Below are 25,971 nucleotides of genomic sequence, written 5' to 3'. Positions count from 1 at the left end.
CCTAGAGCGAAGACACGACGTGCCCGCCGTCGACGACGACGGTCGACCCCGTCATGTAGGCGGACGCGTCGGACGCGAGCAGCAGCAGCGGCCCGTCGAGGTCCTCGAACTCGCCGTAGCGACGCTGCGGGATCCCCTTGACGAAGTCGTCGGCCGTCGGCCCCTCGAGGAGGAGCCGACTCACGTCGGTCAGGACGTAGCCTGGCGCGAGCGTGTTCACGCGTACGCCGTAGCGCGCGGCTTCGAGGGCGAGCACCTCGGTCGCCTTGTGGAGACCCGCCTTCGAGACGGCATACGGAAACTGTCCCTTGATCGTGCGGAAGGCGGTGATCGAGCCGACGTTGACGATGTTGCCTCCCCCCTGCTCGCGGGTCCGGACGCGCTCGACGTAGCGCTGCGCCCCGCGCCAGGCGCTCTTCAGGTTCGTGTCGAGGACGCGATCCCAGTCGTCGTCGTCGATCGTCTCGAAGGTCTTCGCCCCGGCCTCGACGCCGGCGTTCTGGATCAGCACGTCGAGGCGGCCGCCCAGGTCCCAGGCCGCGTCGAGGAAGCCTTCGAGACTCGCGCGGTCGTTCACGTCGAGCGTCAGACCGTGGGCCTCCCCGCCGCCCTCGCGGATCTCCTCCACGCGGGCCTCGATCTTCTCGAGGCGCCGGGCGCCCAGCACGACCCGGGCACCCGCCTCCGCGAGCACGCCGGCGAAGTGGGAGCCGAAGCCGGACGAGGCGCCGGTCACGGCGATCGTCTTTCCGTCGAGGCGAAACTTGTCGAGGGGCGAGGACATGCGGGCCTTTCCGGCTCGTTCCCGCGCGTCGGAAGGACGAGCGCGGCGCGAGCTTACAGCGCAGCGATGCCCCCGGCGAACGGAACCCGGCGTCCGACCGTAGGCCTGGCCTTTCGGTACCCTCTCGCCCGCGTCGAGGCCCCGCCCGCGGCCCGCGCCGGAGACCCCACCCCATGGATCATTTCGACGTCGTCATCGTCGGCGCCGGCCTGTCCGGTATCGACGCCGCCTGCCACCTCCAGGAGAAGTGCCCCGAGCGCACGTTCACCCTCCTCGAAGGCCGCGACGCCATCGGCGGTACCTGGGACCTGTTCCGCTACCCCGGCATCCGCTCGGACAGCGACATGCACACCCTCGGCTTCAGCTTCAAGCCCTGGGTCGCCGAGAAGTCGATCGCCGACGGCCCCGCGATTCGCGAGTACGTGAACGAGGCCGCCGACGAGTTCGACGTCCGCCAGCACATCCGCTTCCGCCACAGCCTGCAGGCCGCCGCGTGGTCGACCGCGGAGAAGAAGTGGACCCTCGACGTCCTGGTGGGCGGCGACGAGACGGTCCAGCTCTCCTGCAACTTCCTCTTCATGTGCGCCGGCTACTACGACTACGAGCGCGGCTACCGACCCGACTTCGAGGGTCAGGACACGTTCGCGGGCCAGATCGTCGATCCGCAGTTCTGGCCGGAGGATCTCGACTACACGGACAAGCGCGTCGCCGTGATCGGCAGCGGGGCAACCGCCATGACGATCGTCCCGAACATGGCGGACGACGCGGCCCATGTGACGATGGTCCAGCGTTCGCCGACCTACGTCGTGTCCCGCCCGGACCGCGACGCGATCGCGAACTGGCTCCGGAAGTTCCTGCCGAACAAGTGGGCCTACGCGATCACCCGCTTCAAGAACGTCCAGCTCCAGCGCTTCCTCTACAACCGGACGCGCACGAAGCCCGAGAGGGTCAAGGAGCGCCTCCTCGGCATGGTCCGCGAAGAGCTCGGGCCGGACTACGACGTCGAGAAGCACTTCACCCCCGACTACAACCCGTGGGACCAGCGCCTCTGCCTGATCCCGAACGGAGACCTCTACGAAGGCATCCGCGAGGGTCGGGTCTCGGTCGTGACCGACCACATCAGTCGCTTCACCGAGAACGGGATCGAGATGGAATCCGGCGAGAAGGTCGAGGCCGACATCATCGTCACCGCGACCGGTCTCGAGCTCAAGGTCCTCGGCGGCGTCGAGTTCTCGAAGGACGGCGCGCCGATCTCGTTCCCGGACACGTTCAGCTACAAGGGCATGATGTACTCCGACGTGCCGAACCTGATCCAGACCTTCGGCTACATCAACGCCTCCTGGACGCTTCGCGCGGACATCACGAGCGAGTACGCCTGCCGCGTGCTCAACCACATGGCCGCGACCGGCAAGTCCATCGCCGTCCCGCGGCTCCGCCCCGAAGACGAGGGCATGCCCGCTCTCGACTGGATCGACGACTTCAACCCGGGCTACATGAAGCGCATGATGCACCTGTTCCCGAAGCAGAGTGATCGCGGTCCCTGGCGGAACACCCAGAACTACACCCTCGACAAGAAGATGATCCGGAACGCCCCGCTCGAGGACGGCGCGATCCAGTTCGAGGGCTAGACCGGATTCACGCGGGCTCTGCCGAGGACGGCGCCATCAACGTCCGTCCCTGCCAGAGCCCGGCGACGAGCAGCACGAGCATGATCGCGGCGCTCCCGGTGAAGAGCGCGGTCGCACCCTGGAACTGGTAGACGGTCCCGGACCCGATCGCGGTGACCGCCGCGACCGCCTGCCCGGTCGCGCCGACGAGCCCCTGCCCGGACGCGAGGTGGCGACGCGGTGCGGCCTGCGCGATCCCGAGCTGGAGGCTCGGCATCGTGAACGAGTCCGCGATCGCGTGGACGACGCAGAGCACGCCGAGCGCCGCCAGATCCGTGAGCCCGCCGTAGAGGGCCATGAACGGGATCGCCGCGCCGACGCTCCAGGCGGCGACGCGGAGGGGCCCCTGCCGCTGCGCGAGGCGCCCGCCGTAGATCGGCACGAAGAGCATCGGGATCGCGAAGAGCGTGAGCGTCAGCGCGATGTATCGCTGGCTCGCGCCCAGATCGTCGAGGAAGATCGACCAGATCGCCTCGAAGACACCGACGGTGGTGTAGAAGGCGATCGTGCAGAGCACCACGCCCCGCACGGGCCCGAGTGCGAGAAGGTCACGAATCGGTCGCTCGCGGGACGCGTCTCCGAGCACCTGCGGCGCCTCCTCGAAGCGGAAGCGCAGGACCGGAATCGAGACGAGGAAGGCGAGACCGGCCAGCGACGCGAACGCCGCGCGCAGGCCCCCGAGCTCGTAGAAGAAGGTCGCGAGGACCGGACCGGCGAGAAAGCCCGCCATGTCGAAGGCCGCCATGGCGCCGAGACGTTCGCCCGCGCGCTCCGGGTCGGAGAGAACCACCAGCCGCCGGACGGCCGGTGTGAAGAGCCCGCCCCCGAGTCCGAGGAGCGTCCGCGAAGCGAGGAAGCCCGCCAGGTCCGACGCGAAGATCATCCCCACGTTCCCGAGCAGGACGAGGCCGACGCCCGCGCGCAACATGGCCCGGGTGTGCCCGCGGTCGGCGTAGCGCGAGAGGCTCACCATCGAGAGGAAGCCTGCCGCGAAGCCGATCCCGCCGATCCAACCGATCCCCGTCTCGCTGATCCCGAAGCGGCTTCGGATCACGGCGGTCAGCGAATAGATGAACGCATAGCCGACGGCGAGCGTGAACGTCACGAGGAAGAGAGGCAGGTAGCGGCGCTCGAGCAGCAAGGCGTTCCCCGGCATCGGACGGAAAGGCCGGGCGCGTCCGACCGTCGCGAAGCGTGGACGAGTCCCGCGTGGCGGTCAAGGCGCGCGAGTCGTCGAAGGCGCCGCACTCGCGAGAAGGACGCGAGACGTCGGAGACCCGATCAGTCGTAGCGGCGCTGGGTGTCGATCAGGGTCTCGCCCGCGCCGAAGCGGAAGACGAGGCCGACGCTCGCGCCGTAGATCGGGCGCCGGTCCGCGCGGAAGGGCGGGCGCTTGTACTCGGAGACGCCGGCGGAACCGCCGACCCGGAGCTCGACCGGGATCACCGGCACGGGCACGAACCAGCGCGCCTCGAAGATCGCCTCGGTGTCCTCTTCGCTCGAGAACTCCTCCTCGGCGCGATCCCACTGGACGCCCAGGAGGATCTGGACGTTCTCGCTCGCGTACCAGCCGCTCTGCGCGCGAACGAGATAGCGGTCGGCGTCGACGTCGGCGGTCCCGGGCACGTCGTCGACCTCGCGATGGGTGAAGCCGAAGTGGAGATTCCAGTCGACCGGTCCGGTCCCGAGATCCGGGAAGAAGACCTGCGCGGTCACGTGACCGCGGTATTCCTCGGCGTCGATCGGTCCGTCCCGCGCCAGCCTGTCCCAGCCGCCGCCCGCGGATAGGGCGCCGCGTTCCGGGTCCCGGACGAAGAGCTCGAGCCCGGCGCCGCTCGCGGAGATCTCGTTGTTGCCCCGAGCGAGGCCATCGAGGCTCCGCTGGCGGTGACCGTAGGCGCCACGCAGCTGGGCGCGCGCGCCGATCGGTCCCCAGATCGGAAAGATGCCGGTGAGCGCCGAACGGGAGCCGTGCCCGTCGTGCTCGTCGATCGAGAGCGTGCTCGGCCCGGCGCCGTTGTACGTGTCCGTCGAGTCCTGCTCGAGGTAGTCGTAGAAGATCTCGAAGCGCACGTTCGGCGCCGACACGCCCCGCGCGGGGCCGCTGCGCGGAGAATGGGTCCGATGGCCGTGCCCGTGCCCATCGGCGCGGTCATCGTGGCTGCCCGCGAGCGAAGAAGTCGCAGGGAGGACGAGGCTGAGCACGAGCAGACAGGCCGATCCGGCCGAAAGGATCCAGCCCGCGCCAGGACGGGTGGATATAGCCTCGATTCGGGCGGAGCTGCGGTCGGGACGGCGGTCCATGTCCCAAACATCGACCGATCGAGGCGCGGAGTAAAGGGCGGACCCCCCGCAATCGATCGGATGCTCCGCGGCCGGGTCAGTCGATCACGACGTCGAGGCTCGTGGTGTCCACCTGGCCCGAGGCCGTCGTGATCGTGAGGCGGATGGTCCAGATGCCCGCCTGGTTGATCGCGACCGGGGCCGGGTTCTGGAGCGTCGACGTGCCCCAGCCCGCGAAGTCCCAGCTCCAGGCGATGATCGTGTCCGACGGATCGGCGGTCGACTGGTCCTCGAAGGTGACCATCGCCGGCGCCGTCACGCCGCCCGCGCCCGTGTAGCCGATCGAATCGACCACCGGGATCGCGACTGCGGCCTCGAGGACGGTGACACTCATCGTCGCGAGCGACTCCTGATCGGCGTTCCGGGCGAGCAGGCGCACGTCGTAGTCGCCCGCCTCGACGAAGGTGTAGGACGGGTTCTGTTCCGCCGACCCGCTCGACGTGAGCATCGCCGGGGAGAGGTGGGTTCCGAAGTCCCAGCGGAAGCTCGTCGGATCGACGCAGCCACCGACGCCCAGGCAGGTCTCGTCCAGGAAGTCCACGGCCTGCCCGGCCACGATCGTCGCCGGGGCCGAGAACGAGGCCGTGAAAGGCGTCGCCGGATCCGTGAACCGGATGTCGTCGACGTAGGCCCGCGGGCTGCGGAAGTCGTTCAGGTCGTTCGTCAGGCGGATGGTGAGCGTGTAGACCTGGTCCGGCGAGTCCCCCGCGAACTCGGGCACCGCCGCGAGATCGAGACTCGCCGTCCGGACCGGCGTGGCGCGGGTCGTCGCGCCGTCGAGGGTCGGGTAGCGCGTCGAGCCGCCGGCGAAGGGCGAGCGAACATCCGCCTGCGCACTCGTGATCTCGACGGTGTCCGTTCCGTTGCCGACCGTCGCCGTCATCGCGTCGAGCACCGCGCCCGCCGGCGGCTCCGAATAGAGCAGCACGTAGTCGAACTCGAGGACGCTGGCCGTGGCCGGGCGCAGGAAGTCCTGACGGATGCCGTTCTCGACGTCGACGGCCGCGTCGCTCCCGTTGGTTCCGAGGCCGTCGAGGGCGGCCCACTGGCGACCTTCGGTCGGCATGCCCGCGTCGGCGCCCCCGACGTTCTGGGAGAGTGCTACGTGCTCGGCGGACGCGGTCGCGCTCGCCGGGGTGATCGCCGTCCAGCCGACGTCGATCGTCGACGCGACGGTCTGGTTCTCGAATCCCGGATCGATGATCGTGACGGTCACGGCGTCGTTCTGGGTCACGGTGTCGGTCAGGTCCGGATCGCTGGGATCCGTGTCCTCGCCGGTCACCCGGAGCGTGACGTCGTAGCGACCGATCGCGTCGTAGGTGTGCGTCGGGCTCGCGCTGTCGCAGACCGTCGGATCGTCGGGATCGACTCCATCCGGCGCCGGGAAGTCACAGAACTCGCCGTCGCCGAAGTCCCAGCGCCAGGCGTTGAGCGTGCCGGTCGACGTGTCGGTGAAGGTCACGTCGAGGGGGCCCGCGCCTTCGGCCGTCGAGACGGTGAAGGCCGCCGAAGGGGCGCCGAACGCGACCAGGTACTGGATCTCGACCGTCTCGGTGAGCGACGCGTTGCCGTACTGGTACATGATCGTGTAGGTCCCGGGCTCGCCCAGCGACTGGAACAGGCTGGAACCGATGTCGGCGAGCACGCCGTCCACGAACCAGGCATCGAGCGTCGGCGCGGGTGCCCCCGTGACGGCACTGAACAGGATCGGGCCCACCGACGGGGGCGAGCCACTCGGCACCGAGGCCGAGATCGCGAGGTCGTACGCGTCGATCGTCGTCGACGTCTGGTCCTCGTCGCCGATTCCGTTGTCGACGATCTGCGTGACGGTGTACGCCCCCGCGACCGGGAGCTCGAAAGCGACGCTCGCACCGTTCAGGACCGCCCCGATCCCGCTCACCTCGTAGCGCGTGTCGACGGCGCCGGTGGCGGAGCTCGAGCAGGACACGTTCACGGGCACGAAGCCGAAGTCCGGCGTGCACGAGAAGTCCGAGGTCGGCAGCGCGGCGACGACGACCTCGCTGGTGGCGGAGCTCGTGCCCTGGGACGTCCTGAGCGTGAGCGAGACCGTATAGGTCCCCGAGTCGTCGTACTGCACCGTCGGGTTGGGGTCCGTGCTGGTCTCGGCGTTCCCGAAGTCCCAGACGAGCGAATCGAAGTCGCCGGTCGAATCGTTCGTGAAGCTCACCATCAGACCGGGCTGGCCACTGGACGCGGACTGGGAGAAGGCCGCGCTCGCCCCGCCCATCGGCGAGTCGTTCGAGTTCTGCGCGCGGCAGCCCACGCCGACGAGCGCGACGATCGACAGGGCGATCAGCGCGTAGGTCGCGAGCGGACTGCGGCGGAGAGGTCCGCGATGGCGGAATCGTCGGGTCGTGGTGGTCATGGTGGGCTCCGAAGCACCGCGTCCCGCCGCCCCGACCGCCCCCTGCGCCCGCGACGACGCTCCTCGAGTGGAGCGATGCCTGCGATCGTGAGTGCAGGCGGCGGGCGAAATCGCGACGTGCGCGATGCAGCACTTCCCACGGCAGGCGACAGGCAGGTGGGCCGGTCCGCCCCCCTGATCCCTCGCGAATACGCGCGTTTCGAGGCCGTTCTGCGGCCTCAGGGGGACGCAGGTCCGAGCGGCGTTTGCGCTTGACTTGCCGCCGGCCCGGCGGGGCCCGCGCCCGAGGGCGCGTCGGCGCTACGCGCTCCCTGCCGGCGCGAGCGCCTCGAGGGCCGGCCACCAGGGGACCGAGAGGCCCTCCGGGTGGATCGGATGGATGCAGACGTGGTTCGCGCCCGCATCCACGTGCGCCTGCAAGCGGGCCTCGATCGTGGCGGCGTCGCCCATCGCGACCACGGCGTCGATCACCCGGTCGCTCGGCCCCGCTTCGAAGTCGGCGGCCTCGAAGCCGAGCCGGATCAGGTTGTTCTGGTAGTTCGGCAGCTGCAGCCCCATGGCGATCGCCGCGGTCTCCCGCGCGATCGCGAGGGCGGCCTCCGGATCGGATTCGAGGACGACCTTCTGCTCCGTGCACAGGAGACGATCGGGCCCGAGCAGCGCCCGCGCCTGCTTCGTGTGCGCGGGCGTGACCATGTAGGGATGAGCGCCCTCCGCGGCGTCCCGGGCGAGCTCGAGCATCTTCGGGCCGAGGGCGGCGAGCACCGTCGGCGGCGCTTCCTCCGGCCGCGGACCGACGTAGCCGGCGTCCGCGGTCGCCATCGCCTCGAGATAGGCGCGCATCGTCGCGACCGGCTTGCCGTACGTGTGGCCCCGCATGTCCTCGACGAGGGGCTGGTGGGAGATGCCGATCCCGAGCAGGAACCTTCCCCCGGACTGCTCCGCGAGGGTCAGCTGCGCCGACCGCATCGCGAGCGCGTCGCGCCCGTAGACGTTGGCGACTCCGCTCGCGACGACCAGGCGCTCGGTGTGGTCGAGCAGACGGGCCGCGAGGGCGAACACGTCGCGACCGCCCGCGTCGGGCATCCAGAGCGCCGAGTAGCCGAGGGCTTCGAGGCGCTGGGCGAACTCGATGGTCTCGTTCCCGCTCAGTCCATCGGGATAGAACCAGACGCCTCGCCCCGTGAGGCTCGCTGCAGGACTCGTCATGCGCATTCCTTCGCCGACACGGCTACTCGATCGTCTTCGCGTCACCGACCCACGCGGTCCCCTCGCCGGACTCGGCGCGGTTCGCTTCGTACTCTTCGATCGCCTTCTGGATCCCGACCTGCATCGCCGGCATGAACGTCGCGGCGTTCTTCGTCGCCCACTCCATGCTTCGCGTGCGATAGCGGTTGGCGTCGTTCACCGCGGGCACGACATAGCGGCCGATCAGCTCGTAGCTCCGCCGCGTCGCCTCGGGGTTCGCGCAGTTGTGCCCCAGCAGGAGGACGGTCCCGAAGCCCCCGGACTGCTCCCGCAACGATTCGATGACGTCGATCGCGTCATCCGGCGTGCCGCAGGTCAGCTTCCCGAAGATCGGGAGCCCAGGGCCCGTCCACGCGTCTAGCATCGTCTCCGTCGACTCCGCGAAGGGCGGCTTCACTCCTCCGAGGGCCTCCATGTAGCCGGCGAGTCGAAGCGTCCCATGCGCCATGTCCCGCCGCGCCTGCTCACGGGATTCGGCGATGTGCATCGGAACGACGAGACGCCAGCTCGAGCGATCGACCTGTTGGCCGTGCTTCGCCGCGGTCTCCTCGCAGACGTCCCAGTGCTTCGGAAGCTGCTCGTAGCCTTCGGGTCCGCTCGCCGCGAGGGAGAGCAGGCCCGTGCCGTGCCGTCCCGCCGCCATCGCACCCGAAGGCGAGATCGCGCTCGCGACGGCAATCTCCGGTCCCGGCCACTGGACCGGCGGGAGCTGGCTCGACGCTTCCCTGAGATCGAACCAGTCGGTCTTTCGGGTCACGACCTCTCCGCGCAGCAGCGGCACGAGGACCTCGAGGGCCTCGCCCATCATCCGGCGCTGCTCACTCGGCTCGATCCCGAGCATGAACGCATCGGTCACCAGCTGTCCGGGACCACAACCGAGCATCACACGGCCGCGCGACTGGTGGTCGAGCTGGAGGATCCGATCCGCCAGCATGAGCGGGTTGTGGTAGGGCAGCGAGACGACGCCGGTCCCGAGACGGATCTGGCGGGTCGTCGCCGCCGCATGGGCGAGGAAGACCTCCGGCGAGGGAATGATCTCGTAGCCGCCGGAATGATGCTCACCGATCCACGCCTCGTGGTAGCCGAGCGCGTCGAGGTGCTGGACGAGAGCGAGATCCCGGTGGAGCTGCTCCGTCGGGTTCTCGTCGGCGGGATGGAAGGGCGCCAGGAAAACGCCGAAGCGAAGCGGGCGCGGCAGCACGTCGGTCATGAGATTCCTCGCGTGGGACGGGACGGGGTCCTCGCGATCCGTAGCACCTCGGATCGCGAAAACCCAACGGACCCCGCGAGACGCGAACCCGCGGTCGCGGGAGGTCGCATCGCGTCCCGGGTCAGTCGGCCGTGTAGATCGAGACGCCGCGGGCGAAGGTCTCGACGACCGCGACTTCGCTCACGTCGTCGAGCCGGACCCACGCCGGATCCTCCGCGAGCACGACGAGGTCCGCGCGCTTGCCGGGGGTGATCGAGCCCTTCCGGTCCTCCTCGAAGTACTGGTAGGCGGAGCCGAGGGTGACCGCGTGGAGCGCTTCCTCGAAGCTCACCCGCTGGTCCTCGCCCAGCACGACGCCTTCCCGGGTCTTCCGCCCCATCGCGATCTCGATCAGCCGCAGCATGTGCGGCGGAACGACCATCGCGTCGTTGTGGATCGTGAAAGGCAGATCGCGATCGAGGCTCGAGCGCAGCGGGCTGATCCGCATGGCACGGTCGTCGCCGAAGCTCTTGCGGTGCCAATCGCCCCAGAAGAAGGGATGCGCAGCGAAGAACGAGGGGACGATCCCGAGCGCCTTCATGCGATCGAGCTGGTCCTCCCGGGCGAGCTGGGCGTGGATCGTGACGGAGCGATGGTCCTTCGGCTCGCCACCGAGTGCCTCGTCGATGCCTTCGATCATCAGGTCGATCGCCGCGTCGCCGTTCGCGTGGGCGAGGATGGGGATCCTCGCGTCGAGCATCCGCTTCACGTGTTTCTTGTAGAAGGCGGGCTCGACCATCGGGTAGGCCACGTAGTCGGGATCGGCCCCGGGAGGCCCCTCGTCGTAGGGCTCGGTCAACCAGGCGGTCCGGCCCTGCGGCGAGCCGTCGAGCACGAACTTCACACCCGCGACCCGGACCCCGTTCTCGTAGTCCGGCGTGTAGCCGATCGCGTCCGGGTCTTCGCTGTCCGCGTCGCTGCGGATGACGGGGAACACCGCGATATCGATCGCCGGCGGGCGGAACCTCGCGAGCGTCTTGAGACCCTTGACCACCTCGGGGCTCGACGCGCCGTCCTGGACGGTCGTGATCCCGAAGGAAGCGTGGTAGTCCACGGTCTGTGCGACCTGCGCGGCGAACTCGCGCGGGCTGACGTTCTGGGCGGCGAGCATGACCGGCTCGAGTCCGATGTGCGCCGCGACCTCTTCGAGGACGCCGTTGGGAATCGTCGTGCCGGGGCGCCGCCGGATCACGCCGCCGAAGGGATCCTCGGTCGTCTCGTCGAATCCGAAGTGCTCGAGCGCGAGGGAGTTGGCCGTCGCCAGATGACCCGACACGTGGATCAGGACGATCGGGTGCTCGGTCGAGGCGCGGTCGAGGTCGTCCCGATCGGGATGACGGTTCTCGGCGAGCAGGGAGTCGTCGTAGCCGTAGCCCGTGACGAACTCGCCCGCCGGGATCTCCAGCTCCTCGATCCGCGCGGCGAGGCCCTCGACGATGTCGTCGATCGACTCCATGGGACCCACGGGCGGGGACGAAGCGTTCAGCATATTCAGGAACCCGACGGCCATCGTGAAGTGGCCGTGAGCGTCGATGAAGCCAGGGACCAGGGCGCGCTCCCCGAGCTCGACGATCCGCGTGTCCGGACCGACGAGCGGGGCGACGTCCTCGCGGCTGCCCACGCCCGCGATGTTCTCGCCCTTGATGGCGACGGCCCGGGCGCCGGCGGTCGCGTCGTCGACGGTATGGATGTGCTCGCCGAAGAAGACGACGTCGGCGTACGGCGAGGGGGCGAAGGGGCCGACGGCGCACGCGGAGACGAGGAACGCGAGGATCGCGAGCGTCGGGATCGGGCGGGACATGGGACCACTCCTCCTGGCGCGGCCTTCGCGGCGCGCGTGGCTCGCGAGGATAGCTACGTGCGCCGCGCTTGCGATCCCGCGTCACGGGCTCGATGATCCGGGGTCGCCCTATTCCGCTCGAGAGGAAGCGCATGGCCCCCTATCGCGATCGCCCCGACTGGCTCCGCCGCCTCAACCTCTTCGGACCCGCCACCGGCGCCGCCGACCAGCTGGTCCCTCTGGACCCGGAAGAGCTGCTGGCCCTGGCGCGTTCGACGACCGGCCTGGAAGAGATCGGCGACGACGACTGGCTCGAGACCTACCGGAGGATGGTCGGGTCGATCGACCGGGAGTCGCAGGCGACCCTGGTCGGGCGCTTCCTCGCACGCGCCGAGATCCTGCGCGTCCTCCAGACCCGCCTTCGCCTCTTCGACGCCTGGGCGAAGGAGCCGGCGATCCTCGAGGAGCCGATCGAACGACCGATCTTCGTACTCGGCGCCCCCCGCACGGGAACGACCATCCTGCTCGAGCTGCTCGCCCTCGATCCGGGGATCCGTGCGCCGCTCTCCTGGGAAGCCCATCACCCCCTCCCCCACGGCGAGTTCCAGACGCGCGACGCCCGTCGCGCGCTCGCGGAGTCCGAGCAGGAGCTGTGGATGGACATGCAGCCGGAGTTCGCGACGCTCCACGAGCTGGGAACCGACCTCCCCTGCGAGTGCGTCCACTTCCTGGCGCTCGAGTTCGGCGGCCCCTACTGGGCCATGAACTACCAGGCCCCGGACTTCGCCGCGTGGTCGATGACCCAGCCGGAGATCGTCCCGCGGACCTACCGGCTCCATCGCCGATTCCTCCAGACGCTGCAGTACGGCGAGGAGCGCAGGCCCTGGCTACTCAAGTCGCCGGGACACCTGCGGACGATCGAGGGACTCTTCGCCGAGTACCCCGATGCGGTCGTCGTCCACACCCATCGCGATCCGCAGCGATTCGTCGGCTCCGCCGCGAGCACGACGGCGATGCTCCAGTGGCTGCGCTCGGAGGCCATCGATCCCGCACTCTACGGCCAGCTCGCCCTCGGTGGCTTCGGCATGATGCTGAACGGCGTGAAGGACCTGCGAAAGACCGGCCAGATTCCGGACGACCAGATCATCGACAGCCACTTCTCCGACCTGATGAGCGATCCCGTTGCCGCGATCCGCAAGATCTACGACGCCGCGGGTCTCGACTGGCCGGCCGGCCACGACGACCGCATCACCGGCTACCTCCACGACAAACCGAAGGGCAAGCACGGCGCCCACGCGTACTCGCTCGAAGAGTACGGTCTCGACGCCGCGATGGTCGACGCGGTCTACGCCGACTACGTCGAGTACTACGGGATCGCGCGGGAGGGCTGATCGACGAGGAGAATCGACCCGCACGGTGTTACGTTGTCGGATGCCGGTCACGTGGCAGGAGATGTCCGATTGTCCTTTCGTCGCTCGCTCCCGTTCATGGCCCCGCTCGTCGCGGCGCTGCTCGTATCCACCATGCTCCTCGCCTGCGCGGGAGGCGGTTCGTCGGACGAGAAGAAGCCGCGCCGGTACAAGATCGACCACGAGTACGAGCTCGTCCCGGGCAAGGCCCATCATCCGGGGATCGAGCGCGCGCTGATCCTTCCGTTGAACGCGGCCGTGACGCCGATTCAGGGACTGGATGTCGCCAACGACGACCTCCTTCGGATCATCGAGGGCTTCCTCTCCGCTCGCGGCGTCGAATCGACCACGCTGCATCCGCGCGAGTACAGCCGGGCGAGCAGCGAAGCCGTCCGAGAGCTGCGAAAGAAGATGATGTCAGGAGAGTCCAGCCGGGTCTCCGGAAGCATGAAGCTCGACGATCTCATGCCCCTGATCCTCGAAGAGATCGGCGCCGAGGCCGAGATCTACGTCCTACCGAACGTCGTCGTGCGTAGAGCCGAGTACACCGGCGGGCGCACCCTCAAATGGGATGGCGTTCGACGCCGCGAACGCGCGATCGGCCTCACCATGTCCGGCACCACCCGAGCGGGCTCGATGTTGACGATGATCTTCGATGCGTCTGGCAAGCGTGTCTTCAGTGGCTATGGCGGATTGGACGCAGTCTTCCAGATCGATCGCAAGAACGCGCAGTACGTGGTCCGTGACGATCTGTTCGAGGATCTCGAAAACCTCGAAGAGGGCGTCTGCATCTCGTTCCATCCCTATTGGAATACCGTCGACTGCTAGCCGCCGGGCAGCGCGAGGCCGACGATCACAGGTCGAGATCGAGCCGGTGCTTGAGCCGGCCGACGCCTGCGCCGCCGATGTCGGGATCCGGGTGAATGACACGTCCAGGGAAGAGATTCCGGGTCAGCATCCGACGCATCGATCGCATGACGATCACCCATTGGATCGACGTGGGGCGGTGGCGCATGGTCTCGATCTCGATCGACTCATAGGGCTTCCCGAGCAGATCCATCATCAGCATCATGCGATGGGAATGGTCGGGATCCACGCGACGGTCCCGATCCCCGTAGATGAAGAGAATCGGCGTGTCGATCGACTCGACGTTGTAGGCCGGGGAGACGGCTTCGAGAAGCTCACGCTCCGTCTCAACATCCCCGACGTACTCCTCGTAGAAGTCCATCACACGTTTCGAGTCCGCCATGTCGCTCGAATCGTAGAGGAGCGGGATGTCGGAGACTCCGTTCATGCTGATGGCACACCGATAGCGGTCCCGATGGCGGACGACGCTCGCGAGTGCCGAGAAGCCGCCATAGCTCCCGCCGACGATGCATATTCGATCGCCGTCGATCTCCGGCCGACCGATCGCATGCTCGACGGCAGCGTCGATGTCGTCCTCGATCGCTTTCGCCCACTGCTTCTTGATCGACTCGAAGTACTCCCGCCCGTACCCGGAAGAACCGCGGTAGTTCGGCTGGAGCACCGCGAAGCCCCAGCTCGCCAGGTACTGGACGCGCGGATCGTAGAGACGAACGTCGCGGGCCCCGTGCGGGCCACCGTGCGGCATCACCACGAGAGGATGCGGGCCGTCGCTCCCGCTCGGAAGGGTGATGTACGCCTCGATCTCGAGCCCGTCCTTCGACGCGACCCGGAAGCTCTCGGTCTTCGCAAGACGTTCCCGGTCGATGTCAGAACGCCATTCCCCCGTCGTCAGGAGCTGGTCGCTATCCACGAAGTAGTTGAGGAAACGGCCGGGCTCTGTCGCGCCCCACTGGTGGAGAAGGAGCACGTTTCGATCGGCCGACACCGACCGGACGCGCACCGAGTCGATGGGCAGACGTTCCGATAGCTGCTGGAGCTCGTCGGTGTAGCGCTCGAAGAAGCCATCCATGTAGAAGTACGATCTCTCGCCCTCGACCATGGACTCTACGGCGATCAGATCGCGGGTCAGTGGGTCCACGACCACGCCCGTCACGTCCACGTCGTCGCGCCGGTAGACCTCGCGTACGATCTCCTGGTCGTCGGGGTCGAACTCGTGGAGACCGATCGTGTCCTTACCGGCGAGACCAAGGGCATAGAAATGACGCGTGCCGGGTACGAGCGCGACGGGCCGGAGGGCCTCCTCGTCGTCGTCCTCCAGGTAGCGATAGACCGTGCTGAAAGCCCCGCCGCGCTCCCGACGACGGCCGATCAGGATCTCGTCGCCCTCGCGGCTCGGTCGAACAACGACCTGCGGTTCGCCCTCGAGATCCGTGATCCAGGAGTAGGCTGCGCCCTGGAGCTTGAGAACGGGATCGCGGAGCTGTCGGTCAAGGGTCCGCGAGGCATTGCCGTTGCCGAGACCGAGGAGATCGACCGTCGGCAGCCGCAGAAGGTAGGTGTCGCCCGAAGAGCGATGAGACCAGAGCACGTGGTCGTCGTCCGTCGGCAAGGGGTCGACCACGTGGCCATGGACCTGGATCCGGTTCTTCGAGGCGACGACCTCTCCGTTTCGAAGACTCAGATCGATCAGGATGCGCGAATCGCTCGAACCTAGATCGAAGGTCACGATCAGCGTGTCGTCATCGACCCATGCGTAGTAGGTGAACGGCCTCTCGATCGCGATCACCGGATGAACGCGTCCTCCCGCCGCCTTCTGAACGAGCAGTCCGTACTTGTCCCCCAACACGGCGAGGGCCACCGCCCAGCTTCCCTTCGGGCTGAGGGACACGGCCGACACACCGTTCCGGGAGAACGCCGACTCCGCCGACAGGCCTTCGGCAGACCCCTCCGAAAACGACGCGGCGAGCAATGCGACGGCAACGAACGCTGCGGACAGGCCACGCAAGCGAAGCACGTTCATCCGCCCTCCTCCGCCTGCGCCGAACGCTTCAGCCGGTCACGCACTTCGGAGTAGTGGGACAGGAATCGGTCCTTGCCGGCCCCGCCATGACGAATCGGAAAGCGATCGATGATTGCGCCGTAATCATCGAGGACGGCGCGCAAGTCGATCGCCGACCGGTTTCGAACTCGGACGAAGCAACAGTATCGCGACGACCGGCTGGCGGGGTCGCTGTTCACGATCAGCGTACCCGGGTAGTTCACCGCACCGGCGATCACGTCGAACTCGTATTCGTCGTCCCAGACCCAGTCCTCGACGCGCCGGAGGGCCCGGTAGTCGCTGAGATCGATCAGGTGCTGGGTCCCCGTCGAAGCGGCGGGCTTGATCCGCCGCCACGCGTATCGACCTGCCGGAAGCTCGATCAGCCAGGCTGCGGATCCGCGGGGCAACGCTTCCGCGATCCGCCCTCCGCTGATCGTCACGTACTCGATCGGAATGTCCGTGACGACGTGTAAGAGCACATAGCCCTTGTCCGGAGCGAGCGGTGCGCGGCCCATGGGCGAAACGGGATGCACGACTCCAACGCTCGAGACACATCCCGAGAGAAGGAGCATCGCCAACGCGCAGGCTCCCAGGAAACGAAGGACGAGGCATGTAGGTCGATCCCCTAGGGCGTCCATGAAGCCAGCATAACACCTTGACTCCGATCGGAACGCCGCTCAGGTGCACGCGGACCACGTCGTTCAACGGACGGATGAATCGAAATGGAAGCAGGTGCGGACACTTCGCCCCCGCTACCGTTCCCGGGTCCACTCTCCACCGGAGCCCTCTCCCATGAACCTCGACCTCCTCCTCCGAAAGGCCGACCTCGTCGACGGCACCGGCGACCCTGTCCGCCGTGCCGACGTCGCCGTCCGCGACGGGCGGATCGAAACCATCGCCGAAGCGGGCTCGATCGAGACCACGAACGCCGCCGAGGTGATCGAGGCCGAGGGCCTCCTCGTCACCCCGGGCTTCATCGACCCCCACACCCACTACGACGGCCAGGCGACCTGGGACGATCGCCTCGCGCCTTCCGCGGACCATGGCGTGACGACCGTCGTGATGGGCAACTGCGGCGTCGGTTTCGCGCCGGTCCGGCCGAACCACAAGGACGTGTTGATCGACCTGATGGAAGGTGTCGAGGACATTCCCGGGGCCGCGCTCCACGACGGGATCCAGTGGGCCTGGGAGAGCTTCCCGGAGTATCTCGACGCGCTGGCCTCGAAGCCCCGCGCGGTCGAGGTCGCGACCCAGCTGCCGCACGGCGCGCTCCGGACCTACGCGATCGGCGACGACGGCGACGTGAACGGCCCCGCGAGCGACGCGCAGATCGCCGAGATGGCGCGACTCGCCGCCGAAGCCATCGACGCCGGTGCGATCGCCTTCTCGAGCAATCGCATCACGCTCCACACCTCGACGAGCGGCGAAGCGGTCCCTGGGACCTTCGCCGAGTCGCGGGAGGTCAACGCGATCCTGCAGGCCGCCCGGAAGGACGGCCGCGGCCTCTTCCAGGTCGTGCCCGCCGGCCTGATGGGCGAAGACCCGGACGGCTTCCGTCGCGAGCTGGCCTTCTACCGACAGGTGAGCCTCGACACCGGCTCTACCGTGCTCTTCACGATCGCCCAGAACAACGTCCAGCCCGAGCTCTGGCGCGAGCTCTTCGAAATGGCGGACGCCGCCAACGCCGAGGGCGCAAAGCTCGTCCCCATGACCATCAACCGACCCGGCGGGCTCCTGCTGTCCTGGGACACGTTCCATCCCTTCCTCGACAAGGCGAGCTTCGTCGAGATCGCCGGACTGCCGCCGGCCGAGCGCGTCGCGGCCCTTCGGGATCCCGCTCGCCGGAAGCGGATCCTCGAAGAGCCCCGACAGACGCCGATGTTCGAGCACGCCGCGACGATCATCCTGAGCAGCCTCGGAAGCACCTTCCTCCCGACGACCGACGAGCTCCTCGAGCCGGACCCCGCGCTCTCCCTCGGTCGCGCGATCGAGGCGCGCGGCGTCACGCCCCTCGAAGGGATCTACGACGCCCTGTGTGACGCGGCGGAACAACCCGGCGGTCCCGGCTTCCTGAGCGTCTTCATGGGCAACTACGCCGACGGCCACCTCGGCGCGGTCCACGAGATGCTGAACCGGCCGGGGACCCTGGTCGGCGGAGGCGACGGCGGTGCCCACGTGACCGTCATCTGCGACGCGAGCTATCCGACCTACATGCTCGAGCACTGGGTCCGCGACCGGAAGCGAGGCGAGAAGCTCGCCCTCGAGCAGGCCGTCCGGATGCTGACCAGCGATCCCGCCGATCTCTTCGGCATGGCGGACCGCGGCCGGGTCGCCCGCGGCCTGCGCGCCGATCTCAACGTGATCGACCTCGACCGGATCGCCCTGGCCACGCCGCGCGTCGAGCACGACCTGCCGAGTGGCTCGCCGCGCCTCCTCCAGGCCGCGAGCGGCTACGTCGCGACGATCTGCGGCGGGCAGGTCACGTCGCGCGACGGCGTCGACACCGGGGCCCGGCCCGGCGGGCTCTATCGCGGATGAGCGAGGGCGACGCGCTCGCTCGCGAGGTCGCGGCGGAAGTCGAGGCCTTTCACGACTATCTCTCGGCGTGGTTCCGGGGGGACGTCCCGAGAGACGACGCCGTCTTCGATCGCAACCTCTCGGCGAGGTGGCCGACGGCGATGATCAACATCCAGCCGTCGGGGATCGCACACCCCGGCCGAACGATCCTCGAGAAGATCCGTGCCGAGTACGGCTCGAATCCCGACTTCCGGATCACGATCGAAGACGTGCGCGTCGTCGACGTCGACCGAAGCGAGGACGGCGTACGCGTGGTCGCGACCTACGTCGAACGTCAGCGCGGCGCCCGGCAGTCGACGCCACCGGAGAACGCGCGGCGCTCCTCGGTCTGGCTCCTGCGGGACGCGCGCGGATCCGGATGGCGCTGGCGCCATCTCCACGAGACGGGGATGCGGGACTAGAACCGATCCGCCGTCGGTCCGATCCGGTCCACGATCGGCGCCAGCTTCTCTACGTCGAAGTCGTACCACTCGGCGGCGTTGATCCCGAGAATGTTCGCGATGTCGTCCTCGGGCAGCCCCTCGAAGGCGGTATCGATCTTCTCCTCGGTCGAGGGCCAGGTTCCTTCCGGGTGGGGATAGTCGGTACCCCACATGAAGCTCTTGATCCCGATGTTCTCTCGATCGAGCGCTTCCTTGCGCGTGACCATCGAGCCCACGCGCACGTTCCGGCGGAAATACTCCGACGGCTTCATCGAGAGGTGGCTCACGTAATCCCCGAGCTTCTGCTCCTGGGCGGAGTGCTCGTAGTGCCAGTCCCAGATCCCGAGCTGATGCGGAACCCAGTCGGCCATCCCTTCGGTCGTCGAGACCTTGAGCTTGGGGAACTTCTCGAAGACGCCGCCCCAGATCAGGAACGTGAGTGGGCGCGCGACGAACCAGAGCACCTCGGAGAGATAACAGCCCATGCCGCCGCGACGCATCTCGTCGCCGGGCTTCGGGGGCCAGATCCCGAAATACTCTTCCTGCGGCGCGGGCCCGGAGTGGTAGTTCACGACCAGCCCGAGATCCTCGCAGACGGCCCAGAACGGGTCGTAGCAGGGATCGTTGTAGGGCGGATGATCGTTCCACATGACGGGGATCATCACCGAGCGCATGTCCTGCTCCCGCGCCCACTTCGCTTCCTTGATCGCCTCGTCGACGTCCCACATGAGCGGGACGACCGCGACGCCGCAGCGCCGCTCCGGCGCCATCTGACAGAACTCCGCGGTCCATCGGTTGTGCGCCCGCGCGCCGGCCCACTGGAGCTCCGGGTCGACGTCCTTGGTGGGCAGTCCGAGGCCGGCGCCGAAGGGCGGCGAGTTCATCTCGGTGATGCCGTCGGGGAAGAGCACCTCGGCCGCGACGCCGTCGTCGTCGCAGACCTTGATCCGCGCGTCGTGATCCCAGGCCCCGGTCAGCTCGTACTCGTGGCCCTCTCGCCACTTCTCGTTGATGTCCGCGATCAGGAACATCTTCTCGGCTTCCTGCGTCTGCTTGATCTGGACCTTCAGGGCCTCGTCGAAGAGGTCGCGGTACTTCGCGTCGACGTAGGGGCGGTAGTGCTGGGGCTGCGGCCCGGCGTGACCGTCGGAGGAGATCGCGAGGTAGCGCTTCATGGGGACTCCTGGGGATCGGGCGGGAATCGGATCGTCCGGACGACTACTCGACGCGCTCGCGCATCTCGTCGATGTTCGGAATGTCGCCGACGCCGTAGCCCGGCATGATCTGGTTGTAGCCCTGGTGTCGACCGATCAGCCGACTCGCACCCGGGCTGTAGTGCTGGACGTAGAGCGTGCGTCGACGATCGGAACCGGTCGGCGGCGGTCCGGCGTGCAGCCCGCAGCCGAAGTGGACCGTCGCGTCTCCGGGCTCCGCCACGATCGGGACGAGGGGATAGCGGTCGGGCGTGATCTGCGACGGGACGTTGTGATACGCCTTGCCCCAGCTCCCGGCCATCATGTGGAGCTGGGAGCTCGCCGGGCCGGCGGCGTCGACCTGGATCCCGACCAGGACGCAGGGACACGTCGTGTGGCAGGCGCCGAAGCCGCAGTCCGAGTGGTACTCGAGGTTCGCGTAACCCGAGGCGTCCGCCTCGAGGCCCTCCTTCTTCACGACCGCGAGGATCCCTTCGATCCGATCGGGGACCGGCACGACGTCCTCCTTCGAGAGGGCGACGAGCTGACGCGTCCGGGGATGGTCGTAGAGGCCCGCGATCATCTCGGACTGCTCGGAGAGATACGTCAGTCGATAGGGGAAGCGGTCACCCTCGGCGTCCGTCGCCCACCAGGAGTAGAGGTTTCCCTCGGTCGACTCGGCGATCACCCGATCGAGCTCGCTCCCGAGCGTCGCGATCAGCTCCGGGTCGTAGGCGCGCCGCACGACGAGGAACCCGGTCTGCCGAAGAAAGTTCGACATCTCTTCGGGGTCGTCGCCGGTCTCGAAGCTCCGATGGAGATCGAGCGGCTCGCCCGCGAGATCACGGAACTCGATACGCTCCGGATCGTAGATCGGCCGACCCGAGTACATGCAGCGGATCGCCGGCTCCCATTCGTCCCAGGTCTCGAAATCCCCGCGAACGAAGCGCACGGCGTTGCTGAAGAGGAGGCCGTAGCGGGTTCGGAACTCGTAGAGATAGTCGAGCCAGGACTCGTGATCGACGATCTCGAGGATGGTCCGGGCATCCTTCGCCTGCCCGGGCTCCACGAGGATGCGCCCCTCACGACATCGGTAGGTGTAGAAGCGACCGTCCGGCAATCCGATCGAGATCGGATCGCGACCGGCCACGTCCCAGGCGACCTGCTCGTTCACACCCTCTTCGAGGCGCCTGGGGAGCTCTTCCTGATGGAACGCATCGAAGTCGACCCAGGGAAGCCCCGCCCCGCGATAGGTCCCGAACTGCGTATCCCGTCCGATCTCTTCGGATGCCGCCATCGACGTCGCCCTCCCGGTGTGGATTCCTAGCGCGCTCCGCGGACGAGCCGACCCGGGCGCGCGCCCGTGTCCTCGCCGTTTCGTCGCGTGATCTCGCCGGACACGATCGTGTAGTCGTAGCCCTCGGCCTTCTGGAGCAGACGTCGACCGCCCGCCGGCAGATCGTTCACGAGCTTGATCGAGCGCAGCTTCAGGTTGTCGAAGTCGATCACGTTCAGATCGGCCTTCTTGCCCACCTCGACGGTGCCGCGATCCGTCAGCCCGAAGAGCTCGGCCGTATCCTTCGTCTGCTTCTGCACCACCCGCTCGAGATCGATCTTGTCGCCGCGGCTCCGATCCCTCGCCCAGTGCGTCAGCAGGAAGGTCGGGATCGACGCGTCACAGATCATCCCGCAGTGCGCACCGCCGTCGGAGAGCCCCGACACGCAGTAGGGATGGGTGATCATCTCGCGGATCACGTCGTGATTGCCGTCGACGTAGTTGAAGATCGGCATCATCAGCATGTTGGTGCCGTCCCCTGCCGCGAATGCGTCGTACGCGGCTTCGATCGGCTCGACGCCCTGCGCCTCGGCGATCGCCGAGACCGCGCGGTCCGGGGTCGGCTCGTAGTCCGGCGGATCTCCGATCACGTAGAGGCGATGCAGCATCATCGCGATCATGTCCGACATCCCGTCGAAGAGATTGTTCGGATCGGCCGGAAGGTTCTCCTCCGCGAGAATCGCCGCCTTGTTCGCCGGGTCCTGCATCGCCGCGGCGACGGCTTCGATCGAGTCGCACTCCGACTCGATGCGGCGGAAGGTGGGGCGACGCGCGAAGGGGTGGTGGGTCTGGAGCCCGATCATCAGCCCGAAGGGCCGCGCCGCGATCTGCGGATAGAGCTGAGCGCCGTCCTCCGCCGCCTGGATCGACTCGTCCATGATCTCGCGCCAGAGGTTGGGCTCCGCCTCGACCTGGAGCATCGCGAAGGTCACCGGCCGTTCGATCTCGGCCGACAGCTTCTTCATCCACTCCACTTCCTTCTTGGCGTTGACGAGATCCTGCCCGTCCGCGCCCGCCGGAGCGAGCTCGAACACACCGGCTCCGGCGTCCTTGAGCGCGAGGCCCAGGCCGAAGAGCTCGTCCTCGGCGGCGAAGGTGCCGGGAACGGGCTCACCGTCCATGGCGCGATGACCCAGGACGCGGCTCGTCGAGACACCGAGGGCGCCCGCTTCGATCGCTTCCTTCGTGAGCCGGCGCATCTCCGCGATGTCCTCCGGCGTCGCGGGCTCGTTCTTCGCGCCGCGCTCGCCCATCACGTAGGCGCGGAGCGCGCCGTGAGCGAGCTGCGTTCCGAAGTCGACGGCGGTCTGCCGGCTCTCGAGGGCGTCTAGGTACTCGGGGAAGCTCTCCCACTGCCAGGTGATGCCCTCGGCGAGCGCCGTGCCGGGGATGTCCTCGACGCCTTCCATCAGCTGGATCAGCCACTCTTCCTGACCCGGCTTGACCGGCGCGAAGCCGACGCCGCAGTTGCCCATGACGACCGTGGTCACGCCGTGGCCACCGGAGGGATCGAGCAGATCGTCCCAGGTGACCTGTCCGTCGTAGTGGGTGTGCACGTCGACGAAGCCCGGGGTGACGATCCGACCGGAGGCGTCGATGGTCTGCGTCGCGTCGCCGGGCACGCTCGCGCCCACGGCGGCGATCCGGCCGTCCTTGATGGCGACCTCGCCCGCGTAGGCGGGGGCGCCGGTGCCGTCGACGATCGTTCCGCCGGTGATCTTGAGATCGAACATTGTGGACACTCCTGGTCCGGCCGGGTGGGGAAGGCGGCCGAGTGAATGCCGGTCATTGTAGCTGCCGGATCGGGCCCGCGAGGTGGCAACACACCCGCAATCGGAGCGTCCTCGGGGCCCCTGGCGGCCCCTCGTCGTCGGTCAGCGCCCCCGCGGCTCGCGCCAGTCGAGGATCGCCGTCGGCGTCCAGCCGCGGTTCATCGGCAGCACGCTCTCCCAGTCTTCCCAGAGCCCGCGCTGCCGGACGAACTCCTGCGCCATGAAGTGCTGGCCGTTGTACTCGGCCGCCTCGTCCTCGGTCGCCAGCCAGAGCGCGGCCACCGCGGGAACTTCGACCGGGCAGAAGAGCGTCTTCGGGTAGCCGAGCCGGTGGCCCTGGGTGTGGAAGCGCTCGGTCATGACGGGGCCGGGATCCAGGTCGAAGGCGACGATCCCGTCGCGGTCGTGCTCCGCCGCGAGCCCGTCGGCGATCTTCCCGCAGGCCGCCTTCGAGCAGTTGTAGGACACGCCCGCCCCACCCTGCCCCGGCGGCCCCCCCTGCTTCTGGTAGTTGTGCCGGGTGGAGAGGTTGATGACCCGCCCGCCGCCGCGCTCGATCATCCCGGGCAGGAAACGCTTCACCAGGGCGATCGGCGCCAGGAAGTTGGCCTGGATCTTCGCCGCGAACTCTTCCATCGGCGTGTCCTTGATCCAGGCGTTCGTGTAGCGACCCATCTCGTACATCGCGTTGTTGACGAGGACGTCGACCCCGCGCCAGGCGTCGAGGGCCGTCCGTGCGCCGGCGTCGACGGATTCCGGATCGAGCAGATCGAGCTGGATCGGAAGCGCCTCGCGGCCGAAGGCCTCGACCTCGGCGCGCGTCGATTCGAGGCTGCCTTCGAGGGGCGTCGCATTGCCCTGCTCGTCCTCTTCCCGCCCTTCCCCCTCGTGCAGGGTCCGGCCCGTGAACGCGACGTCGAAGCCCGCGCGCGCGAACTCGCGGCAGATGCTCTTGCCGATCCCCCGCGTCCCGCCCGTCACGAACGCGCGGCGTCCCGCCTCCGCCATTCCCGCTCCTCCCCGGATTGTCCCGCCGAATCGATCTGCCACCATCGTAGAGCCCGACCGATGACCGCGCTGCCAGGCCCCGGCCAGGAGGGAGTTCGATGAAGCTCGTCGTGACCGGCCACGATGCCGAAGGCCGATCCATCTTTCAGCATGCCGGCGAACCGCCGAGGACGACCTCGCCCGGAAGCTTCGAGCTCTGGTCGACGAAGGGCCCGCCGAGCGTCCCGGACGCGACCCCCGCCGAATCGCCCGCACAGATCGGCTACTTCGCCGTGGAGGGCGAGACGAGCTTCAAGATCGTGACCGTCCCGCCGACGAAGGATCGTCCCGAGGGCCACGGTGACTTCGAGCTACCGCCGGAGATCGCCCGCTACTTCGACCCCGACGATCCGGAGATGCACACGACCGACACGATCGACTACGTGATCATCGTGAGCGGCGCCGCGGAGCTCGAGCTCGACGACGGGCGGAAGGAGCTCGTCCAGCAGGGCGACTGCGTCGTCCAGCGCGGCACGAAGCACGCCTGGCGGGTCCTCGGAGACGAGCCGCTCGTGCTGGGCGCGACGATGATCGGCGCCAAGCGGGAATAGGCCCGCGTAAACGCTGAATTCCCGGAGCGATCCGGCTACGTTCCCGCGCGACTCGTTCGAGGAGGGTGTGATGGCGACGTTCGGAATCGTGGTCGGTGGAGGACCGGCGCCGGGAATCAACGGCGTGATCAGCGCAGCGACGCTCGCCGCTCGCGCGAACGGGTCTCGTGTCGTCGGCTGCATCCAGGGCTTCGAGTGGCTCATGCAGGGCGACATCGAGCACGTGATCGACCTCGACGAAGAAGCCGTGAACCGGATCCACGAGCTCGGCGGCTCCGTGCTTCGCACGTCCCGCGCCAACCCGACGAAGGATCCCGCGAACCTCGACCGGGTGATCGACTCCCTCGACCGGCTCGGCGTCGACCACCTGATCTCGATCGGCGGCGACGACACCTGCTTCTCGGCGCGAACCGTCGCCGAGGCGGCGGGGGAAAGACTGAAGGTCGTCCACGTCCCGAAGACGATCGACAACGACCTCCCGCTCCCGCCCGGCGTCCCGACCTTCGGCTTCGAGAGCGCCCGCGCCACGGCGAGCAGCGTGCTCTCGACGCTCCGCGAAGACGCGCGCACGTCGGGTCGCTGGTTCATCATCACGATGATGGGCCGCAACGCCGGACACCTCGCCCTCGGTGCCGCCCATGCCGCGAACGCGACCCTCGCGGTGGTCGCCGAGGAATACGGCGACCGCAAGCTCCGCCTCGAAGAGCTCGCCCGTCGCGTCGAGGGCACGATCCTGAAGAGCACCGCCGAGGGCCGCCCCCACGGCGTGATCGTGCTCGCCGAGGGTCTCGGCGAATCGATCGATCCGGACGACCTCGCCCACCTGCCCGATCTGCCCCGAGACGAGCACGGCCACCTGCGCCTCGCCGAGTTCCCCCTCGGCCGCCTCGTCCGCGAGCGCGTCCAGGACGCCCTCGGCGAGCATGGCATCAAGGCGACCATCGTCCTCAAGGACGTGGGCTACGAGTGTCGCTGCGTCGCCCCGTGCGCGTACGACCAGGAGTACACCCGGGAGCTCGGCGCCGGCGCGGTCGCGACCCTGCTCGCGGGAACCGGCCACGTCATGATCACTCGCCAGAACGGGCGGATCGTGCCGATCCCCTTCGACGAGCTGATCGATCCGAAGACGGGCAAGACGCCGGTCCGGATGCTCGACACGACCACCGAGGGATTCGCGACGGCGATGAAGCTGCAGACGCGACTCGCGGCCGGCGACCTCGAAGACGGCCCCGGCGCCGAGTCGATCGCGGCGGCGACGAAGCTCGACCTCGAAGCGCTGCGCGCCCGCTTCGCCTAGCG

The 25,971-nt window shown here is 68.3% G+C and carries 20 protein-coding genes; 7 read left to right on the top strand and 13 right to left on the bottom strand.

Going from position 1 to position 25,971, the window contains the following annotated elements:
* Position 1: 1 nt before the first annotated feature.
* The gene (locus NXI30_20220; GenBank protein ID MCR9096558.1) at positions 2–784 is read right to left on the bottom strand and encodes an SDR family oxidoreductase; all 783 of its coding nucleotides are present in this window, start codon (positions 782–784) and stop codon (positions 2–4) included.
* Between the two features lie 173 nt (positions 785–957).
* Between NXI30_20220 and NXI30_20215 the strand changes: the two genes are divergently transcribed.
* Positions 958–2,412 (top strand): NAD(P)/FAD-dependent oxidoreductase, encoded by a 1,455-nt coding sequence (locus tag NXI30_20215; GenBank protein MCR9096557.1) that lies wholly within the window; start codon positions 958–960, stop codon positions 2,410–2,412.
* 7 nt (positions 2,413–2,419) lie between these two features.
* Here NXI30_20215 and NXI30_20210 read toward each other — a convergent pair whose 3' ends face one another.
* The 6 genes from NXI30_20210 to NXI30_20185 form a co-directional block, all read right to left on the bottom strand.
* Positions 2,420–3,592, bottom strand: coding sequence for an MFS transporter (locus tag NXI30_20210; protein ID MCR9096556.1), 1,173 nt, complete (start codon positions 3,590–3,592; stop codon positions 2,420–2,422).
* Between the two features lie 140 nt (positions 3,593–3,732).
* Positions 3,733–4,755, bottom strand: a complete 1,023-nt coding sequence (locus NXI30_20205) for a hypothetical protein (protein MCR9096555.1) — start codon at positions 4,753–4,755, stop codon at positions 3,733–3,735.
* A gap of 76 nt (positions 4,756–4,831) precedes the next feature.
* Positions 4,832–7,180, bottom strand: coding sequence for a PKD domain-containing protein (locus tag NXI30_20200; GenBank protein ID MCR9096554.1), 2,349 nt, complete (start codon positions 7,178–7,180; stop codon positions 4,832–4,834).
* Positions 7,181–7,480: 300 nt separating this feature from the next.
* Complete coding sequence (locus NXI30_20195; GenBank protein ID MCR9096553.1) at positions 7,481–8,389, bottom strand: TIGR03620 family F420-dependent LLM class oxidoreductase; 909 nt, start codon at positions 8,387–8,389, stop codon at positions 7,481–7,483.
* A 22-nt stretch (positions 8,390–8,411) separates the two neighbouring features.
* A complete protein-coding gene (locus tag NXI30_20190; GenBank protein ID MCR9096552.1) occupies positions 8,412–9,638 on the bottom strand; it encodes an LLM class flavin-dependent oxidoreductase in 1,227 nt (408 codons plus the stop codon).
* Positions 9,639–9,759: 121 nt separating this feature from the next.
* Positions 9,760–11,478, bottom strand: coding sequence for an amidohydrolase (locus NXI30_20185; protein MCR9096551.1), 1,719 nt, complete (start codon positions 11,476–11,478; stop codon positions 9,760–9,762).
* Positions 11,479–11,609: 131 nt separating this feature from the next.
* On the opposite strand from NXI30_20185, the gene NXI30_20180 reads away from it, so the two are divergent.
* Entirely contained in the window at positions 11,610–12,848 is a 1,239-nt protein-coding gene (locus NXI30_20180) for a sulfotransferase (protein ID MCR9096550.1), read from the top strand.
* Between the two features lie 69 nt (positions 12,849–12,917).
* On the top strand, positions 12,918–13,694 hold the full coding sequence (locus tag NXI30_20175) for a hypothetical protein (GenBank protein ID MCR9096549.1): 777 nt from the start codon (positions 12,918–12,920) through the stop codon (positions 13,692–13,694).
* Between the two features lie 25 nt (positions 13,695–13,719).
* Here the strand turns inward: NXI30_20175 and NXI30_20170 are convergent, their stop codons facing one another.
* Both NXI30_20170 and NXI30_20165 read right to left on the bottom strand, forming a co-directional pair.
* Positions 13,720–15,621, bottom strand: coding sequence for an alpha/beta fold hydrolase (locus tag NXI30_20170; GenBank protein MCR9096548.1), 1,902 nt, complete (start codon positions 15,619–15,621; stop codon positions 13,720–13,722).
* A gap of 128 nt (positions 15,622–15,749) precedes the next feature.
* Positions 15,750–16,289 carry a hypothetical protein gene (locus tag NXI30_20165; protein MCR9096547.1) on the bottom strand — a complete coding sequence of 180 codons (540 nt, stop codon included), beginning with the start codon at positions 16,287–16,289 and terminating at the stop codon, positions 15,750–15,752.
* A 277-nt stretch (positions 16,290–16,566) separates the two neighbouring features.
* On the opposite strand from NXI30_20165, the gene NXI30_20160 reads away from it, so the two are divergent.
* On the top strand, positions 16,567–18,312 hold the full coding sequence (locus tag NXI30_20160; protein MCR9096546.1) for an amidohydrolase family protein: 1,746 nt from the start codon (positions 16,567–16,569) through the stop codon (positions 18,310–18,312).
* Positions 18,309–18,752 carry a hypothetical protein gene (locus NXI30_20155; protein MCR9096545.1) on the top strand — a complete coding sequence of 148 codons (444 nt, stop codon included), beginning with the start codon at positions 18,309–18,311 and terminating at the stop codon, positions 18,750–18,752. The genes NXI30_20160 and NXI30_20155 overlap by 4 nt, the downstream gene beginning before the upstream one ends.
* Here the strand turns inward: NXI30_20155 and NXI30_20150 are convergent.
* The 4 genes from NXI30_20150 to NXI30_20135 all read right to left on the bottom strand — a co-directional run bounded on the left by NXI30_20150 (position 18,749) and on the right by NXI30_20135 (position 24,082).
* On the bottom strand, positions 18,749–19,948 hold the full coding sequence (locus tag NXI30_20150) for an amidohydrolase (protein ID MCR9096544.1): 1,200 nt from the start codon (positions 19,946–19,948) through the stop codon (positions 18,749–18,751). The genes NXI30_20155 and NXI30_20150 overlap by 4 nt on opposite strands.
* 43 nt (positions 19,949–19,991) lie before the next feature.
* Positions 19,992–21,263, bottom strand: coding sequence for a phytanoyl-CoA dioxygenase family protein (locus tag NXI30_20145; GenBank protein ID MCR9096543.1), 1,272 nt, complete (start codon positions 21,261–21,263; stop codon positions 19,992–19,994).
* A gap of 26 nt (positions 21,264–21,289) precedes the next feature.
* Entirely contained in the window at positions 21,290–23,035 is a 1,746-nt protein-coding gene (locus NXI30_20140) for an amidohydrolase family protein (GenBank protein MCR9096542.1), read from the bottom strand.
* 141 nt (positions 23,036–23,176) lie between these two features.
* Entirely contained in the window at positions 23,177–24,082 is a 906-nt protein-coding gene (locus tag NXI30_20135) for an SDR family oxidoreductase (GenBank protein ID MCR9096541.1), read from the bottom strand.
* Between the two features lie 98 nt (positions 24,083–24,180).
* Between NXI30_20135 and NXI30_20130 the strand changes: the two genes are divergently transcribed.
* A complete protein-coding gene (locus NXI30_20130; protein ID MCR9096540.1) occupies positions 24,181–24,672 on the top strand; it encodes a cupin domain-containing protein in 492 nt (163 codons plus the stop codon).
* A 70-nt stretch (positions 24,673–24,742) separates the two neighbouring features.
* Complete coding sequence (locus NXI30_20125; protein MCR9096539.1) at positions 24,743–25,969, top strand: 6-phosphofructokinase; 1,227 nt, start codon at positions 24,743–24,745, stop codon at positions 25,967–25,969.
* Positions 25,970–25,971 lie beyond the last annotated feature (2 nt).

The sequence above is a fragment of the bacterium genome (assembly GCA_024742285.1).
Lineage (GTDB): Bacteria > Myxococcota_A > UBA9160 > UBA9160 > UBA4427 > UBA4427.
Note: the sequence above shows the minus strand (reverse complement) of the source record. Positions and strands in the feature narration are given on the sequence as shown.